Source organism: Pseudomonas fragi (genome assembly GCF_002269505.1).
Taxonomy (GTDB): Bacteria; Pseudomonadota; Gammaproteobacteria; order Pseudomonadales; family Pseudomonadaceae; genus Aquipseudomonas; species Aquipseudomonas fragi_D.
Map to the genome: position 1 here is coordinate 116,754 of NZ_NQKQ01000002.1, position 17,287 is coordinate 134,040.

Here is a 17,287-nt window from a genome sequence, read left to right on the forward strand (position 1 = left end):
CCTTGAAAAAAGGTATTTGTAGCTTAACTTGATAAAAGAACAAACATCATGCCTTCGATTACGGTTGAACCGTGCACCTTTGCCTTGTTCGGCGCCCTTGGCGATCTGGCCTTGCGCAAGCTGTTTCCTGCCTTGTACCAACTGGACCGTGCCGGCCTGCTGCATGCTGACACGCGTATTCTGGCGCTGGCCCGTGAGCCGGGCGACGCCTCCAGGCACCTGGCACATATTGACAGTCAGTTGCGCCAGTATCTGGGCGAAAAGGACATCGAAGTCGAGGCGCTGAACCGCTTCCTGGCTCGCTTGAGCTATCTGCATGTAGATTTTTTCAAGACTGAAGATTACCTCGCGCTGGCTGAACTGGCCGGCACCGAACAGCGCCTGATCGCTTATTTCGCCACGCCGGCGGCAGTGTATGGCGCCATTTGCGAAAACCTGTCCGCCGTCGGTCTGGCTGAAAACACCCGTGTGGTGCTGGAAAAACCCATCGGCTCGGACCTGGAATCCTCGCGCAAGGTCAACGATTCCGTGGCGCAGTTCTTCCCCGAGAACCGCACTTACCGCATCGACCACTACCTGGGCAAGGAAACCGTACAAAACCTGATCGCGCTGCGTTTTGCCAACAGCCTGTTCGAGACCCAGTGGAACCAGCGCTACATCTCCCACGTTGAAATCACCGTGGCCGAGAAAGTCGGCATCGAGGGCCGTTGGGGCTACTTCGACAAGGCTGGCCAACTGCGCGACATGATCCAGAACCACCTGTTGCAGCTGCTTTGCCTGATTGCCATGGACCCGCCGGCGGACCTGTCGGCCGATAGCATTCGCGACGAAAAGGTAAAAGTGCTCAAGGCCCTGGCCCCGATCAGCGCCGAAGGCCTGACCACTCAGGTGGTGCGCGGCCAGTATATTGCCGGTTACAGCGAAGGCCAGTCGGTGCCGGGTTACCTGGAGGAAGAAAATTCCAACACCCAGAGCGACACCGAGACTTTTGTGGCGCTGCGTGCCGATATTCGCAACTGGCGCTGGGCGGGTGTGCCGTTCTACCTGCGCACCGGCAAGCGCATGCCGCAAAAGCTGTCGCAAATTGTTATTCACTTCAAGGAACCGTCGCACTACATCTTCGCCCCGGAGCAGCGCCTGCAGATCGGCAACAAGCTGATCATTCGCCTGCAGCCGGACGAAGGCATTTCCTTGCGGGTGATGACCAAGGACCAGGGCCTGGACAAAGGCATGCAACTGCGCAGTGGCCCGTTGCAGTTGAATTTTTCCGACACTTATCGCAGCACACGGATTCCGGATGCCTACGAGCGTTTGTTGCTCGAAGTCATGCGTGGCAACCAGAACCTGTTTGTACGCAAAGATGAAATTGAAGCGGCATGGAAATGGTGCGACCAGTTGATCGCCGGCTGGAAAAAGTCTGGCGATGCGCCCAAGCCGTACGCGGCGGGCTCCTGGGGACCGATGAGTTCCATTGCACTGATTACGCGGGACGGGAGGTCTTGGTATGGCGATATCTGATTTGAAACTGCCGGAAGGGGTCAACGCGCACACCTTCAAGAACCCGGCGACTATGGCCGAGGGACTGGCAATCAGCGTTGCCGCCCAGTTGAACCAGGCTATCGCCGAGCAGGGTGTTGCCACGCTGGTGGTGTCCGGCGGTCGCAGCCCGGTGGCGTTTTTTGAAAGTCTGGTCAAGCAGCCGGTCGACTGGTCGAAAGTGGTCATCAGCCTGGCCGATGAACGCTGGGTGCCGGTGGAACATGCCGACAGCAATGCCGGCCTGCTGAAAAAGCACTTGCTGCAGGGACCGGCTGCCAAAGCGCGCTTTGTCGGTTTGTACAACGCTGCCGCCACGGTTGAAAGGGCGGCGCTGGAAGCGGATCAGGGGCTGGCCGAGTTGCCGCCGATTGATGTGTTGATCCTCGGCATGGGCGATGACGGGCATACCGCGTCGCTGTTTCCCAACAGTCCGAACCTGAACGAAGCCTTGCAACTCGACAACCCGCGCCGTTGCTGGGCGATGCTGGCACCTACTGTGCCGCACCAGCGCCTGAGCATGAGCCGCAGCCTGTTGGCCAGCGCGAAACACAAGGTGCTGTCGATCCAGGGCCAGTCCAAATTGAACACCCTCAACGAAGCGCTGGGAGGCACTGATGTTGCCGCCTTGCCGATTCGTGCCTTTCTGCAACCTACGTTAGAGATTTACTGGTGCCCATGAGCCAAGGATCAGCTGCCATGACAATAAAAACTGCGAACGTATCGATGGCGGAAAAAGTCGCCCTGATCGACCAACTGTGTGCCCAAGCACGAATTCTGCCGGTGATTACCATCGCACGTAAGCAGGACATCCTGCCGTTGGCCGATGCGCTGGCAGCCGGTGGTCTGACGGCGCTGGAAGTCACCCTGCGTTCCGAGTTCGGCCTTGAGGCGATCCGTGTGTTGCGTGATCAGCGGCCTGAACTGGTCACCGGTGCTGGCACCGTGCTGGACCGTCACATGCTGGCGGCGGCCGAAGAGGCCGGTTCGCAATTTATTGTCACGCCGGGCATTACCCGTGACTTGCTTGAGGCCAGTGTTGCCAGCGACATTCCGCTGCTGCCGGGCATCAGCAATGCCTCCGGGATCATGGAAGGCTATGGCTTGGGTTACCGTCGTTTCAAACTGTTCCCGGCAGAAGTCAGTGGTGGCGTGGCGGCTATCAAGGCGCTGGGTGGGCCTTTTGGCGAAGTGAAATTCTGCCCGACCGGCGGTGTAGGCCCGGCGAATATCCGCAACTACATGGCGTTGAAAAACGTGATGTGCGTGGGCGGCAGCTGGATGCTGGACAGTGAATGGATCAAGAACGGCGACTGGGCCCGGATCCAGGAATGCACCGCCGAGGCGCTTGCCTTGCTGGATTGATGTTTTAGTGACGAATTTGTTGTGTGTTCTACGGTTTTTGGTGCGCTTGGTCGGCGCACCTTTTTTTTGCCCGGATTTTAACTGCGACCCTCACCCCAGCCCACTCCCAGAGGGAGAGGGAGCTGATTGTCGGTGTCCTTGAAATCGCGTGCGATCAGTCCCCTCTCCCTTTGGGAGAGGGTCAGGGTGAGGGGCTTTTAGCCTTCAGCCAATTCCCGCAGCGCCCGCACCAACTGATTGATGTCTTCCACCGTAGTGGCAAACCCCACGGTAATGCGTATACAACTGCCACACGCCGAGCCATTACGCGCCACGGTGAACAGGTTGTAATCCTTGAGCAGGCGTTCAACCATCGGCTGCTGATCCTGCACATGGGTTAAGCGTAGTGATGTGATCGCGCAGTACAGCCGCGGATCATCATTGACCAGGACTTCAATACCCTCGATCTTGCGCGCCTCGCTGACCCACAGGTTTCGCAGGTAGTTGAGCCGGGCCCCCTTGCCTCGGGCGCCACCCATTTCATGGTGTTCCTGCAGCACCTTGGTCAGAGTCAGCCAGGCGGGGATGTTGACGGTGCCATAAACGGCGCGGTTGCGAACATCCGGCTCGGGGTAGCGCTCGTTGCCCATATCGGGGTCGATATCGCCCAGGCGTTGCGGATCGATATACATCAGGCCCAGGGTCAGCGGCGCGCCAATCCATTTGTGCAGGTTGAAACCGGCAAAGGCCACGCCCAGTGCCGGCAGGTCCAGTTCGATCTGCCCCAGGGCATGGGCACCATCGAGAATCACATCCACCCCATGCTCTTTTGCCGCCGCAACAATCGCCTCTACGGGCATGACCAGGCCGGTGCGATGGGTTACGTGGGTGAGCGCCATCAGCTTGATCCGCGGGTTACGTTCAAACGCCTGGCGATAGCTGTCCACCAGGCTTTCAAAGGTGGCGGGGTGCGTGTGGGTAATTTCGATGATTTCAAGGCCGCGTTGGCGTGCTACCCCACGCATGGCGTACTCGACGCTGTGGTATTCCAGATCGCTGATCAGCAGTTGATCACCCGCTTGCAGGCCGTTGTAGTTGCGGATCAATGATTGCAGACCGTCTGACGCACAAAAGGTCAGTGCCAGGCCGGCAGGGGCTACACCGAGCAGTCCGGCCAGCGAATCGCGAATTTCCAAGCCCTGGGTAGTATCGAAGTGCTGGCGCACAGGCACCGAGTTGTTGCGGTTGATGAAGTCGATATTGCGCTGGTAGTCCTGTGCCACTTCGCGAGTCATACGCCCGAAGTAGCCGTTTTCCAGGTTGATCGGCCCTGCAGCTACGTCGTAGCGCTCGGCGATGGCGTGCCAGAAGTGTTCGTCGCGGGCGTTGTCTTCAATCCTTGGCATGGGGCAACTCTATTAATGGCGGGGTTTGGGTTTTGAGTGTTTGGCGCGTAATGGGTCGAGCAGGTCCGACAGGCCGTTGTGATCGATCTCTTGCATCAGGGCCAGCAAGCCGCCCAGCTCTCCGTGGGGGAACCCCTCGCGGGCAAACCAGTTCAGGTACTGGCCAGGCAGGTCGGCAATGATTCGGCCTTTGTATTTGCCGAAGGGCATTTCACGGGTCACCAGCAGTTCGAGTTTTTCGGGGTTCATGCACAGGCCTTCTAATGCGTTAAAGCATGGGATGAAAATACAGGCAATTTGCATGAAGGCCAATTGACAGATCATGCATATAAACCGGATACAGTTTTTTCGTTATTTATTAAGTTGCTGATTTATAAGGATTTTATTTAATTCTAAAACTGGCACGAGCCCTGCAATCTCTATTGCACGATCCTCAACCTTGTAAGGAATTGAACAATGACTGATCTCAATAAAGAAGCCATTAGCGTCCTGAACGATTTGATCGAAACCAGCAAAGACGGTCAGGAAGGGTTTAAATCCTGCGCCGAAGATATCAAACACCCGGAGCTCAAGGCGTTGTTTGCCAAGCGTTCAGCTGAATGTGCAGCCGCAGCTGCCGAACTGCAGGCTCAGGTGCGTGCCCTGGGAGGCGACCCGGAAACCAGCACCAGCGTGGCAGGTGACTTGCACCGCCGTTGGGTGGACGTCAAATCGGTGTTTACCGGCAAGGACGAAGAAGCGGTGCTCAACGAAGCCGAGCGCGGTGAAGACCATGCGCTGAAGGCTTATAAAGAAGCGCTGGAGAAAATCAGCAAGCACAACCTGGTGGGTATTCGTGATCTGGTTGAGCGTCAGTATCACGGCGTGCAACGTAACCACGATCAGGTCAAGGCACTGCGCAATCAGGCCCGTGCCCGTGCGTGATTAGCTTGAAGCTGTAGTTTCAAAATGTGGGAGCGAGCCTGCTCGCGATGCAATCAACCCGGTTGATCAGAATGATCGGGATGCTGCTATCGCGAGCAGGCTCGCTCCCATTTTGCGTTTAGCCAATGCTGATCGCTGGCAATACCGGCAGGGTTACGGTCTGCTGCTTGCGCGGGGCGATGATTTCAGCCTCGCCATCCACCACGATTTCGTCGCGTTGGTTGAATACGCGAGTAGCAATACGCACGCGGAACTTGGGCAGCTTTTCCAGGATCTCCAGGCGCACGGTCAGGGTGTCACCGATTTTTACCGGCTTTTGAAAGCTCATTTGCTGGCCGACATAAATGGTGCCCGGGCCAGGCAGTTCGCAAGCCACGGCGGCACTGATCAGCGCGCCGCTGAACATGCCATGGGCAATCCGTTCTTTGAACATGGTCGCGGCAGCGAACTCAGGGTCAAGGTGCACCGGGTTGTGGTCGCCGGACATGGCCGCAAAAAGCTGAATGTCACGCTCTCCGACGGTTTTGCTGTAGCTGGCAGTCTGGCCGACTTCGAGGGCTTCGTACGGGGTGTTGGTAACCTGAGTCATCTAGCGCATGTCCTGTGACGAGTGTTTGGTTTTAAAGCTATGATTTTAAAAGCTTTTTAATTAAAAAGTGTGTTTTGCTCATTCGCTTCGCGCAGGCCGTGTGTGGCTCAAAGCCTGATTGAGCCAGGCAATTACATCTGCCATGACTTCGTCGCGATTGGTTTCGTTGAAGAGTTCGTGCCGCGCCTGCGGGTACACATTCAGTTGTAACTGACGATTGCCGGCACTTCGCAAAGCGTTGGCCAGATCAATGAGACGCTTGCCTTCACTCACCGGATCACATTCGCCACCCATTATCAGTAAAGGCAGGCCCGGATCGATCTGAGCGAGATTGGACGCTTTGCTGATTTGCTGCAACCCGCCAAGCAGGTCGATCCACAGTTGGTTGGTACAGCGAAAGCCGCACAAGGGGTCGCTGGCGTAGGCATCGACCTGCGCTGGATCACGGCTGAGCCAGTCATACGCCGTGCGATTGGGCTTGAAGGCCTTATTGAACGAACCGAACGACAGCCACTCGATCAGCGCGCTACGGCCCTTGGCCCCCTGGCGCCAGCGCTCGAAGCGGGCGATCAGGCTGGCCGCACGATAGAGTGCCACCGGCTGGAAGTTGGAGGCGCTGAGTATCGCCCCTTGCAGGCTGGCACCGTGATGCATGAGGTATGCCTGCGCGATATAGCTGCCCATGCTGTGGCCAAGCAGAAAAATCGGCACGCCGGGATGGCTCTGGCTGATATGCCGGCTCAGGCTGGCCACGTCGCTGACCACCGTGCACCAGCCATCGTTGTCGGCAAAGTAGCCCAGGGTGCCACGCTCGGCTGTTTTGCCGTGGCCGCGCTGGTCATGGGCATACAGGGCAAAACCGGCAGCACACAGCGTCTGGCCCAGGTAGGCATAACGGCCACTGTGTTCGGCCATGCCATGAGCCAGCAGCACAACAGCCCTGGGCGTGCCGTCTCCCAGCCACTGGTTGACGAAAAGACCACTGCGATCATTCGCATCCAGCCAGAAAGTCTCAGGGGTCATGGCATTTCCTTTAATTGTTGTCGTAGCAGTGTATCGCGCATTTGCGTGGCAGCCAGTTAACAGGCGCCACGCAGTAATAAGATTCAAGATGTAAATGGCGAAGATCGCTGTATTTGCCTACAACTTGATAACTGTTACCGTCCACAAGCTCTGCTTTTATTAGACAAGAGACGAGGGCAGACACATTCAGGTACGAGGATAAAAACAATGCAACCTGATTTCTGGAATGACAAACGTCCTGCCGGTGTACCGCTGGATATCGATATGACGGCCTTCAAGTCGGTCGTTGACGTGTTTGAACGCTCCTGCAAGAAATTCGCGGATCGCCCGGCTTTCAGCAACCTGGGTGTGACCATCACCTATGCAGAGCTTGAGCGTCACAGTGCCGCGTTTGCCGGTTATCTGCAGGAGTACACCGATCTCAAACCGGGTGACCGGATCGCCGTACAAATGCCCAATACCCTGCAATATCCGATTGCCGTGTTCGGCGCGATGCGTGCCGGGCTGATTGTGGTCAACACCAACCCGCTTTACACCTCGCGCGAGATGCGTCATCAGTTCAAGAGTGCCGGCATTCGTGCACTGGTGTACCTGAACATGTTCGGCAAGCGCGTACAGGAAGTGCTGCAAGACACTGAAATCGACTACCTGATCGAAGCCAGAATGGGCGATATGATGCCCGCGGCCAAAGGCTGGATCACCAATCTGGTGGTCGACAAGGTGAAAAAACTGGTGCCTGCCTATCAGTTACCCCAGGCCATTTCCTTCAAGAGCGTTTTGCGCCGGGGTGCGGGGCAGGTGATCCGCCCACTGGCGACTTCCCTGGATGACACCGCAGTGCTGCAATACACCGGCGGCACCACCGGCTTGCCAAAAGGCGCGATGCTCACCCATGGCAATCTGATCGCCAACATGCAACAGCTGCGTGCCTGCCTGTCCCAGCATGGCCCGGATGGTCAGCCGATGCTCAAGGACGGTCGCGAGATCATGATCGGCCCATTGCCGCTCTACCATATCTATGCATTTACCGCTAATTGCATGGGGATGATGGTCACGGGCAACCATAACGTGCTGATCACCAATCCGCGCGACATCAAAGGGTTTATCAAGGAGCTCAAAAACTGGAAATTTACCTGTTTCCTGGGCCTTAACACCTTGTTTGTTGCGCTCATGGATCACCCTGACTTCAAGACCGTGGATTTCTCCGGGCTCAAAATTACCAACTCTGGCGGCACAGCACTGGTCAAGGCTACGGCAGAGCGTTGGGAAAAACTCACGGGGTGCCGGATTGTCGAAGGTTACGGCCTTACTGAAACCTCCCCGGTGGCCAGTGCGAACCCTTGCGGTTCACTGGCAAGACTGGGGACGGTGGGCATGCCGGTTCCCGGTACGGCCATGAAGGTGATCAGCGACGAAGGTGTCGAACTGGGTCTGGGCGAGCGCGGCGAGCTATGCGTCAAGGGCCCGCAAGTGATGAAGGGCTACTGGCAAAACCCCGAGGCCACGGCCGAGGTGCTGGACGCCGAGGGCTGGTTCAAGACCGGTGATGTCGCCGTGATTGACCCGGACGGGTTTGTCCGCATCGTCGACCGCAAGAAAGACCTGATTATCGTCTCGGGCTTTAATGTCTACCCCAACGAAATCGAAGACATCGTGATGGCGCACCCTAAAGTGGCCAATTGCGCGGTTATCGGCGTGCCTGATGAGCGCACTGGCGAGGCAGTCAAACTGTTTGTGGTGCCGCGAGCAGGCGGGGTGACCGTTGAGGAGCTCAAGGCCTACTGCAAGGAAAATTTCACCGGTTACAAGGTACCCAAGCAGATTGTATTGCGTGACTCCTTGCCTATGACGCCGGTGGGCAAAATCCTGCGGCGGGAGTTACGCGATCCCGCCTGATTCGTTCATCGTGGCGACAGACGCTCGGAGGCCGAAAGGCCTCGGGCGTTTTTTTATGTCTATGATAATGCTCTGGAATGCCCGGTATAGAGGGTTCTTGTAGATAATAGAGTATTTGCACTAATGATGACTTTGGATTGTCCTACAGTCAGGAATGTGACTCTAAACACGCTTGCAGGCTCTAGGCGGCCTTTGGCAAAGCTGCTACTCTCGGCGCGCTTTGTGACTTCAGGGTAAGAGCAAGTCAGAGCTTTCCATTATAAAAATCAAATAAATAAGAACCGCACCCGATGCGGTGAAGAATTCGCGACGCTGAGGAGTGGGCTTCCATGATTGAAGGCTTTTGGAAGGATAAGTACCCAGCTGGGATTGCTGCTGAGATCAATCCTGATGAATACCCAAATATTCAGACGGTACTGCGGGAATCTTGCCAGCGTTTCGCCGACAAACCGGCGTTCAGTAACCTCGGCAAAACCATTACCTACGGTGAGCTCTACGAGCAGTCGGGCGCGTTTGCCGCCTGGTTGCAGCAGCACACCGACCTGCAGCCGGGCGATCGTATCGCCGTGCAGTTGCCCAACCTGTTGCAATACCCGATTGCTGTGTTCGGAGCCATCCGCGCCGGTTTGATCGTGGTCAACACCAACCCGCTGTACACCGCGCGGGAAATGGAACACCAATTCAAGGATTCCGGGGCCAAGGCGCTGGTGTGCCTGGCGAACATGGCGCATCTGGCCGAAAAGGTCGTGCCGCAGACTTCGGTCAAGTATGTGATCGTCACCGAAGTGGCTGACATGCTGTCGCCATTCAAGCGTGTGCTGATCAATAGCGTCATCAAGTACGTGAAAAAGATGGTCCCGGCTTATCACTTGCCGCAGGCCGTAAAGTTCAACGATGTGCTGAGCAAAGGTCAGGGCCAGCCGGTCAAGGAAGCCAGCCCGGTGAGCAGTGATGTTGCCGTGCTGCAATACACCGGCGGCACTACCGGTGTCGCCAAGGGTGCAATGCTCACCCATCGCAACCTGATCGCCAACATGTTGCAGTGCAAGGCGCTGATGGCTTCCAACCTGGAAGAGGGTTGTGAAATCCTGATTACGCCACTGCCGCTGTACCACATCTACGCCTTTACCTTTCATTGCATGGCGATGATGTTGCTCGGTAACCACAACGTGCTGATCAGCAACCCGCGTGATTTGCCGGCGATGGTCAAAGAACTGTCCAAGTGGAAATTCAGCGGTTTTGTCGGCCTCAACACCCTGTTTGTGGCGCTGTGCAACAACGAGGCATTCCGCAAGCTGGACTTTTCGGCACTCAAGGTGACGCTGTCGGGTGGCATGGCCTTGCAACTGTCGGTGGCCGAGCGCTGGAAGACCGTGACTGGTTGCCCGATCTGCGAAGGTTACGGCATGACCGAAACCAGCCCTGTGGCCACGGTCAACCCGGCTCAGAGCATTCAGATCGGCACCATTGGCATTCCGGTGCCTTCGACCCTGTGCAAGGTCATCGACGATGCCGGCGAAGAGCTGCCGCTGGGTGAAGTCGGCGAGCTGTGCATCAAGGGCCCGCAAGTCATGAAAGGCTACTGGGAGCGTCCTGACGCTACCGCCGAGATCATGGACAGCGAAGGGTGGTTGAAATCCGGTGATATCGCAGTGATTCAGCCTGATGGCTACATGCGTATCGTTGATCGCAAAAAAGACATGATTCTGGTGTCGGGTTTCAATGTGTACCCCAACGAACTGGAAGACGTGATGGCTTCTTTGCCGGGCGTATTGCAGTGCGCGGCAATTGGTATCCCTGACGAGAAGACCGGTGAGTTGATCAAGGTGTTCATTGTGGTCAAGCCGGGCATGACGCTGACCAAGGATGAGGTCATGACGCACATGCGGGCCAATTTGACGGCCTACAAGGCGCCGAAGTTTGTCGAGTTCCGCGACAGCTTGCCGACTACCAACGTAGGCAAGATCCTGCGTCGTGAGTTGCGCGACGAAGAACTGAAAAAGCTGGGTCTCAAGAAGTAACAGGCCCGGATACGAAAAAGCCCCGCATTGCGGGGCTTTTTCGTTTACTTGTGTGGGAGCGAGCCTGCTCGCGAAAAAATTCAGTACCTGAAATTTTCGCGAGCAGGCTCGCTCCCACGGTTTATTTCTGCAAGAACTGAGCGAAGTTGACACCAGTACCTGTCGGACGTACGTCCTGTAGGTAGGAGTCCTTGTCCGCACTCAACTCAAGGCTCATGGTCGGCGTACGCTTGTGCGTCGCACGTACTACCATGCCTTCGCGTTTTTCACGCAGGAATGCAGTGGTTACCTTCAAGTGCAGCAGCTCGTCGGTGCTTGGGGTGTGCAGCAGCAGATGCACCCATTCGTACTGGCCCACAGCCAGGCGAGCCAGCGGAATATCGAACCACCAGATATTCTTGTTGGTGTTCAGTGCGGCGAAATGGCAGTTGTTGACGCCGAGTACCGCGCCGCCGAGTTCCTGGTTTCTGCGGGCAATAGCCAGCTTTTTATCGAGTTTCATAACCTTCCTACAATTGCGGATCTTCAGCGCCATAGCCTGAATACGTCGCGTATTCTCGGGGGTTAGCGGGTAAACATAAAGCCTAACCTGCGCTGATCGACGAAATGATGGGCAGAAAATAAATGAAACTCGATGCTGGGCCACAGGGTCAATGTTGGGTTGGCCTTTTTACGAGTTTGGCGATCCGGTGTTTTCAAAGTCGCCAATTGGGCTACTTTTAGGTAAAACCCTTCGCTTGGAGGCGTGTTGACCTCATTAACGATGCGGCGAAAGGAGACGCTATGTTATTCCCGGGCTTGAACGGCCTGCCTTTGGGCAAAGTCTTGATCCGAACGGTCAAGGAATTTATCGACGATGAAATGTCGACCTACGCCTCGGCGCTGGCCTATCAAATGCTGTTTTCGTTATTCCCGTTCATTCTGTTCCTGATCGCATTGATCGGCTTTTTGCATCTGCCTGACTTCTTCACCTGGCTGCGCCTGCAGTCCGAGCTGGTATTGCCGCCGCAGGCACTGGAACAGGTCAATCCGGTTATCGACCAGTTGCAGCAATCCAAGGGCGGACTGCTCTCGGTGGGTATCGTGATTGCTCTGTGGACGGCTTCGGCGGGTGTACGGCTGATGATGAGTGCGATGAATGCCGCCTATGACGTGGTTGAAGGACGGCCCATCTGGAAGCGTTTTCCGCTATCGATTTTCTACACCATCGGCATTGCCGGCATGCTGCTGGTCGCCGCCGCACTGATGGTGCTCGGGCCGCAAGTCATGAGCTGGCTCGCGGGGCAGGTGGGGCTTGAAGACTTTGTCGTGACGCTGTGGACCATCCTGCGCTGGCCGGCGATTATTTTGCTGATGATGGTGGCCGTGGCATTGATGTATTACGTCATGCCCGATGTGGAGCAGAAATTTCGCTTTATTACGCCGGGCTCGGTGTTGGCCGTGGTGGTCTGGATCGTGGCGTCTTTGGGTTTTGCTTTTTATGTCAAAACCTTCGCAGACTACAACGCCATGTATGGCAGTATCGGTGCAATCATCGTGCTGTTACTGTACTTCTACATTTCATCGGCGGTGTTGTTACTGGGTGCTGAAATGAATGCCGTGATCGAACATATGTCGGCTGAAGGCAAGAACCCGGGTGAGAAAACATTCGACGAGGCCGACGACCCTGATCCCAAGCAACATGTCTCCGGCCTTGGGCGCGACCATTCCATTAAAGCTACTTCAGATGAAGCCTGACCATGATTCGTGAAATCCTGAAAATGGGCGATGAGCGTCTATTGCGCGTAGCCCAGCCGGTACCGGCTGAAATGTTCGACACTCCTGAGCTCTGGCAACTGCTCGACGACATGTTGCAGACCATGGAGCACGCGGGTGGCGTGGGTCTGGCAGCGCCGCAGATCGGCGTTGACCTGCAATTGGTGGTCTTTGGTTTTGAGCACAGCGAGCGCTACCCGGATGCCGAGGCCGTGCCGCAGACCATCCTGATCAACCCCCTGATCACTCCCTTGAGCCCGGCGCTTGAGGAAGACTGGGAGGGCTGCTTGTCAGTACCGGGCCTGCGCGGCGTCGTAGAGCGCTTTCACAAGATCCGTTACGAAGGTTTCACCCCCAAAGGTGAGCCAGTCGTACGGGTTGCAGAGGGGTTTCATGCGCGGGTTGTGCAGCATGAGTGCGATCACTTGATCGGTCGTCTGTATCCCTCCCGGATCAAGGACTTCAGCAAATTCGGTTTTATTGAGGTGCTGTTTCCTGATCTGGAGCCTGGCACGAAGGAGTAAGGCCCATCGCTATCATCGCTTTGTTGCGTTGATAGCGAACCAGCCGCTCGTGCAGGGCGTGGGGCAACTCTACGTCCAGGCTGAACCCGAGTTTTTCATAGAAATTTTGCAACTGCGGGTCGCAGAACAACCAGACCGGGCCATCGCAGGCGGCGACTGCCTGGCTGACCAGTGCCCGGGCGATCCCTTGGCCGCGTAGCCCTGGCGCGACAAACAACCCGGTCAGCCAGTGGCCGTGTGCTATCGGCCGCAAACATAAGCCTGCAACAATCTCCTCCTGACGGGCCACCCATAATTGCGCATCCCTGACCGCCTTCATCGATGATTGATGTGCGCGATAAAACTTGTTCATCAATGGCCATAAAACCGCTTCAAGCGGGGCGTAAATAATGGCAGTCATAAGTCCACAGGCTCAAGGAAGGGGTACGTAGTATAAATAACCAAAAGACAAATTTCTGCGGGTTGGCTGAATAGTGTGAGTGAACTGTATTCGAAATTAAAACGTACATACTCGCATTCATTTTTGAATAACCTACTTTAAATGAAAGTTCACCACGGATCAGTGCTATACCTCAGTTAACAATCCTGATTGCTGGAGTGCATAACATGTCTAAAGGTATGGATTCAAAAAAAGCAGCGAAGAAAAAGCCCGCTAAAACGGCCGATGAAAAACGCGCTGATAAAAAGGCCAAGAAAACTGACGTCGGGTTGTTTGGCCATTAAGTAGACTTTCGCAGGGGCTCGCTCGTCGGGGCCCTGCCACTTTTAAATTCGGCATCATCCATTTGGTGAATTGTTAAAGCGTGGGCGTTCCGTCGCAGGTTGATGGCCATTTGCTTGCGCGCGTGATTTGGCTAGCTATGCTCCATGTTTACGGGGCCGTGGCCATAAGCGCTCAAACCCTTGAAGTGCGTACAGCTCTAACGTTAAGAGTGATAAACCCAGCTGACCGGCTGCGTCTTGAAACTTTTGAATTATCAATAGACAGCACCTCCAGGGATTGAGCCATGTTTGATTCGCATCGCAAAGCCGACCTGCTCGAAAATCAACGTCTTAGCGGCTCATTAAATGACATGGCCGCCAAAGTGCAGGCCATCAGCCGGTCCATGGCAATCATTGAGTTCGCCCCTGACGGCACTATCCTGGATGCCAATGAGAATTTTTGCCGGGTGGTGGGTTATTCCGTTGATGAAATTCGCGGCAAGCACCATCGACTATTTTGCGAAGCGGCTTACGTCAAATCCACTGAGTACAACAATTTTTGGCGGGATCTGGCACGTGGCGAACCCTTGAGCGGCACTTTTTCACGGCTCGACAAGGTCGGGCGTGAGGTGTGGCTTGAAGCCAGCTACATGCCCATCGTCGACGCAGAGCAGCACGTTGTGCGTGTGATCAAGGTGGCTTCGGATGTCACCGATCGGATCAATAAAGAGCATGAAACACAGAGCATCGTGAATGCCCTGAGCCGGTCTATGGCAGTGATCGAATTTTCGCCGGACGGGCGGGTGATCAATGCCAACCAGAACTTCCTCGACACCATGCATTACTCGCTGAGCGAAATTGTCGGCCAGCATCACGGCATGTTCTGTCGTCGTACTGAGGCCGAGTCAGCCAGCTATAAGGCTTTCTGGGCCTCGCTCAATCGCGGCGAATACCATTCCAGACGGTTTGAGCGGGTCGACAAGTACGGGCACACGGTTTTTCTCGAGGCGTCCTACAACCCGATTTTCGATGCCAAGGGGCGGCTGTACAAAGTGGTGAAATTCGCCAGTGACATCACAGCCCAAGTCACTAACTTGCAGACCGCAGCCGAATCGGCCCACAGCACTTCAGTACAAAACGATGCTTGTGCGCAGAAAGGTTCGCAAGTGGTTCAACAAACCGTGCAAATCATCGAAGCCATTTCCAAAGACCTTAATGAAGCAGCGCAGAGCATTGATGCGGTGAGCAAGCAGTCGGACAGTATCGGCAAGATCGTACAGACCATTCGCGGCATTGCGGATCAAACCAATTTACTGGCGTTAAACGCCGCGATCGAGGCAGCGCGGGCGGGGGAGCACGGGCGCGGCTTTGCAGTGGTGGCGGATGAGGTCAGAAGCCTGGCCGCGCGCACCAGTGCGGCCACCCTGGAAATTGTCGAAGTGGTGCGCAAAAACCATGATCTGTCGCTGAGTGCGGTGACCAGCATGCAGTCGAGCCTGAGTCGCACGGGGCTTGGAGTTGAGCTGGCCAATGAGGCAGGGGAGGCGATTCTGGAAATCCAGCAAGGCTCCAGGCATGTGGTGGATGCCATCAGCCAGTTCAATTCGACGCTGCAACTGCATTAAGGCCGCTATTTGTAGTCGCTGACGAGGCACGAGGCTGCGATTAATCCAGGGGCTGCTGCGCAGCCCATCGCAGCCTCGTGCCTCGTCAGCGACTACAAAGGGTGATCGGGCTTTAACTGCTCTCGCGCACCATCAACTCAAAGCCCATGTCCTGCACCGGGTTGGCAACTTTATTGCCCGCCATTAGTGTCAGCATCTGCTCGGCTGCCCGACGGCCAATGGCCTCCCGAGGAGTACGAATACTGCTCAGGCGCGGCACCATAAACTCCGAAGACGGCAGATCGTTAAAGCCCAGTACGGCTATTTGTTCCGGGATTTTTATGCCGATACGTGACGCCTCCAGCAAGGCGCCCTGGGCAAGGTCGTCGTTGCCGAAAAAGATCGCATCCACTTGTGGATGGCTGGCGAGCAATTGCAGGAACAGTTCACCCCCCAGGCCGACCGAAGAGGGGCGGGGGGTCAGCACTTCAAGTTCCGGGTTGTACAAACCGGCTTGCTGCAAGGCGCGGCGATAACCCTCGCCACGCAGCAGCGTGCGCTGATCGAGTTGGGCACCAATATAAGCCAGGCGCCGGCGGCCACGGGAGATCAAGTGCCGGGCCGCTGTTTCGCCGGCCTGGAGTTGCGAAAAGCCGACGCAGTTCAAGCCTTCGGCCGCATCCAGCTCCATCATGTACACGCAAGGTACATTGCTGGTCTCGATCATCCGCCGCGAACTTTCGGAACGGTCAAAGCCGGTCAGCAACAAGCCGCGAGGTTGGTAGGACATATAATTGCGCAGCAGGTTTTCTTCTTCATCGCGCGAGTAGTGAAAGTTACCGATAAGGACTTCAAAGCCCCGAGGACGCAGTACGTCATGGATGGCTTCGAGGGTGTCGATAAACAACAGGTTGGACAACGAAGGCACCAGTACCACGACTGAATGGCTCTGCGCCGAAGCAAGCGCACGGGCGGCCGGGTTGACCACGTAGTTGAGTTCGTCGGCGGCAATGCGCACCTTTTCTACGAGCTCGGTGGCGACGCTGCTGATGCCGCGCAAGGCGCGTGAAGCCGTGATGGGGCTGACCCCCGCAAGGCGGGCAACTTCGTTAAGGGTAGGGCGACCCGTGGTTCGGGTGTTTTTATCGTTTTTAGAGGTGGTCATCAGGGCGGCTTGCCAAACAAAAAACAAGTCACTAAGGTAGCGCTGTCCTGTCGGACCCGCAATTGCCTGATTGCGTGTAAATCAGTTACCCCAGCTTTGTATGTCGAGAGCGTCTCCGCGTCTCCCCATAAAAATGAGAAATAGACGTCGGTAGCCTAAGCTTTGTGCTTTGCTTTCAAGTATTGAACGCATGGACAAAGACAGCGCTGTCTACGGACTGAGGTGTTTCATGAGTCAACCTATCACTGCTCTGGTCATCATGGGTGTTGCCGGCTGCGGCAAATCCAGCGTTAGCCAGGCACTGTGCCAGCTCAATGGCGCGACCCCGATTGAAGGCGATGCTTTTCACCCGGCGGCCAACATTGCCAAGATGAGTGCCGGCATCCCCCTGACCGATGAAGATCGTGCCGGCTGGCTTGACAGCCTGTGCGATGAATTGCGTCGTGCGGTTGCCAGTGGTCAGCGCCCGGTGCTGACCTGTTCGGCACTCAAACTGCGTTATCGCGAGCGTTTGCGCAGTGCGGTAGACGGTCTGGGCTTTGTGTTTCTGGAGCTGACCCCTGAGGTGGCGGCTGCCCGGGTGGCCGATCGTCCGGGGCATTTCATGCCCAAGACGCTGATCGACAGCCAGTTCGCTGCACTTGAATCACCGACCAATGAATCTTTGGTGCTGACATTAAATGCAGCCCAGATGAACGTTAAGCAATTAGCAAGCGCCGCCCGAGACTGGTGGTGCGAGCAGACGGTAATGGCAACTTCATGATGTTGTTTCAAACAGATAGCGCTATCTGCCTCGGC

16 protein-coding genes and 2 pseudogenes are annotated in these 17,287 nt (G+C 56.1%); 11 read left to right on the forward strand and 7 right to left on the reverse strand.

Translation table 11 applies throughout. The features are described 5' to 3' along the window. The first annotated feature begins 48 nt into the window (after positions 1–48). The 3 genes from zwf to CJU81_RS03045 are packed head-to-tail and all read left to right on the forward strand — an operon-like array spanning position 49 to position 2,901. Positions 49–1,518, forward strand: coding sequence for a glucose-6-phosphate dehydrogenase (zwf, locus tag CJU81_RS03035; RefSeq protein WP_095035448.1), 1,470 nt, complete (start codon positions 49–51; stop codon positions 1,516–1,518). Next, positions 1,505–2,218, forward strand: a complete 714-nt coding sequence (gene pgl, locus CJU81_RS03040; protein ID WP_095035449.1) for a 6-phosphogluconolactonase — start codon at positions 1,505–1,507, stop codon at positions 2,216–2,218. Before zwf ends, pgl begins: the two co-directional genes overlap by 14 nt. Then, on the forward strand, positions 2,215–2,901 hold the full coding sequence (locus tag CJU81_RS03045; protein ID WP_176464674.1) for a bifunctional 4-hydroxy-2-oxoglutarate aldolase/2-dehydro-3-deoxy-phosphogluconate aldolase: 687 nt from the start codon (positions 2,215–2,217) through the stop codon (positions 2,899–2,901). Before pgl ends, CJU81_RS03045 begins: the two co-directional genes overlap by 4 nt. A gap of 197 nt (positions 2,902–3,098) precedes the next feature. On the opposite strand, the gene CJU81_RS03050 is transcribed toward CJU81_RS03045, so the two are convergent. Continuing rightward, positions 3,099–4,286, reverse strand: coding sequence for an aminotransferase class V-fold PLP-dependent enzyme (locus CJU81_RS03050; protein WP_095035450.1), 1,188 nt, complete (start codon positions 4,284–4,286; stop codon positions 3,099–3,101). 12 nt (positions 4,287–4,298) lie between these two features. Then, positions 4,299–4,535: a DUF3820 family protein gene (locus tag CJU81_RS03055; RefSeq protein WP_016782086.1), complete on the reverse strand. Its 237-nt coding sequence runs from the start codon at positions 4,533–4,535 to the stop codon at positions 4,299–4,301. A 207-nt stretch (positions 4,536–4,742) separates the two neighbouring features. On the opposite strand from CJU81_RS03055, the gene CJU81_RS03060 reads away from it, so the two are divergent. Next, a complete protein-coding gene (locus CJU81_RS03060; protein WP_095029858.1) occupies positions 4,743–5,210 on the forward strand; it encodes a PA2169 family four-helix-bundle protein in 468 nt (155 codons plus the stop codon). A gap of 118 nt (positions 5,211–5,328) precedes the next feature. On the opposite strand, the gene CJU81_RS03065 is transcribed toward CJU81_RS03060, so the two are convergent. Together CJU81_RS03065 and CJU81_RS03070 are read right to left on the reverse strand one after the other, a co-directional pair. After that, positions 5,329–5,799 carry a MaoC family dehydratase gene (locus CJU81_RS03065; RefSeq protein ID WP_019829146.1) on the reverse strand — a complete coding sequence of 157 codons (471 nt, stop codon included), beginning with the start codon at positions 5,797–5,799 and terminating at the stop codon, positions 5,329–5,331. 78 nt (positions 5,800–5,877) lie between these two features. Then, the gene (locus tag CJU81_RS03070) at positions 5,878–6,822 is read right to left on the reverse strand and encodes an alpha/beta hydrolase (RefSeq protein WP_095035451.1); all 945 of its coding nucleotides are present in this window, start codon (positions 6,820–6,822) and stop codon (positions 5,878–5,880) included. Positions 6,823–7,029: 207 nt separating this feature from the next. Here CJU81_RS03070 and fadD2 point away from each other — a divergent pair, with 207 nt between their 5' ends. Together fadD2 and fadD1 are read left to right on the forward strand one after the other, a co-directional pair. Continuing rightward, on the forward strand, positions 7,030–8,718 hold the full coding sequence (gene fadD2 / locus CJU81_RS03075) for a long-chain-fatty-acid--CoA ligase FadD2 (RefSeq protein ID WP_095035452.1): 1,689 nt from the start codon (positions 7,030–7,032) through the stop codon (positions 8,716–8,718). A gap of 329 nt (positions 8,719–9,047) precedes the next feature. After that, positions 9,048–10,739, forward strand: a complete 1,692-nt coding sequence (fadD1, locus tag CJU81_RS03080; protein ID WP_095035453.1) for a long-chain-fatty-acid--CoA ligase FadD1 — start codon at positions 9,048–9,050, stop codon at positions 10,737–10,739. A 121-nt stretch (positions 10,740–10,860) separates the two neighbouring features. Here fadD1 and CJU81_RS03085 read toward each other — a convergent pair whose 3' ends face one another. Then, a complete protein-coding gene (locus tag CJU81_RS03085) occupies positions 10,861–11,241 on the reverse strand; it encodes a hypothetical protein (RefSeq protein WP_016782092.1) in 381 nt (126 codons plus the stop codon). A 281-nt stretch (positions 11,242–11,522) separates the two neighbouring features. On the opposite strand from CJU81_RS03085, the gene CJU81_RS03090 reads away from it, so the two are divergent. Together CJU81_RS03090 and def are read left to right on the forward strand one after the other, a co-directional pair. Continuing rightward, positions 11,523–12,476, forward strand: coding sequence for a YihY/virulence factor BrkB family protein (locus CJU81_RS03090; RefSeq protein ID WP_088377956.1), 954 nt, complete (start codon positions 11,523–11,525; stop codon positions 12,474–12,476). Between the two features lie 2 nt (positions 12,477–12,478). Beyond that, positions 12,479–13,018 (forward strand): peptide deformylase, encoded by a 540-nt coding sequence (gene def, locus CJU81_RS03095; protein ID WP_088377955.1) that lies wholly within the window; start codon positions 12,479–12,481, stop codon positions 13,016–13,018. On the opposite strand, the gene CJU81_RS03100 is transcribed toward def, so the two are convergent. Next, positions 12,972–13,418 carry a GNAT family N-acetyltransferase gene (locus tag CJU81_RS03100; RefSeq protein ID WP_095035454.1) on the reverse strand — a complete coding sequence of 149 codons (447 nt, stop codon included), beginning with the start codon at positions 13,416–13,418 and terminating at the stop codon, positions 12,972–12,974. The two genes, def and CJU81_RS03100, sit on opposite strands and share 47 nt — an antisense overlap. Positions 13,419–14,124: 706 nt before the next feature. On the opposite strand from CJU81_RS03100, the pseudogene CJU81_RS24415 reads away from it, so the two are divergent. Then, positions 14,125–14,796 (forward strand): annotated as a pseudogene (locus tag CJU81_RS24415) (PAS domain-containing protein); the annotation flags it as partial. 120 nt (positions 14,797–14,916) lie between these two features. Continuing rightward, positions 14,917–15,345, forward strand: a pseudogene (locus CJU81_RS24420) (methyl-accepting chemotaxis protein); the annotation flags it as partial. Between the two features lie 112 nt (positions 15,346–15,457). Here CJU81_RS24420 and CJU81_RS03110 read toward each other — a convergent pair. Further along, a complete protein-coding gene (locus tag CJU81_RS03110; protein WP_095029949.1) occupies positions 15,458–16,489 on the reverse strand; it encodes a LacI family DNA-binding transcriptional regulator in 1,032 nt (343 codons plus the stop codon). A 229-nt stretch (positions 16,490–16,718) separates the two neighbouring features. On the opposite strand from CJU81_RS03110, the gene CJU81_RS03115 reads away from it, so the two are divergent. Further along, a complete protein-coding gene (locus CJU81_RS03115; protein ID WP_095003258.1) occupies positions 16,719–17,252 on the forward strand; it encodes a gluconokinase in 534 nt (177 codons plus the stop codon). Positions 17,253–17,287 lie beyond the last annotated feature (35 nt).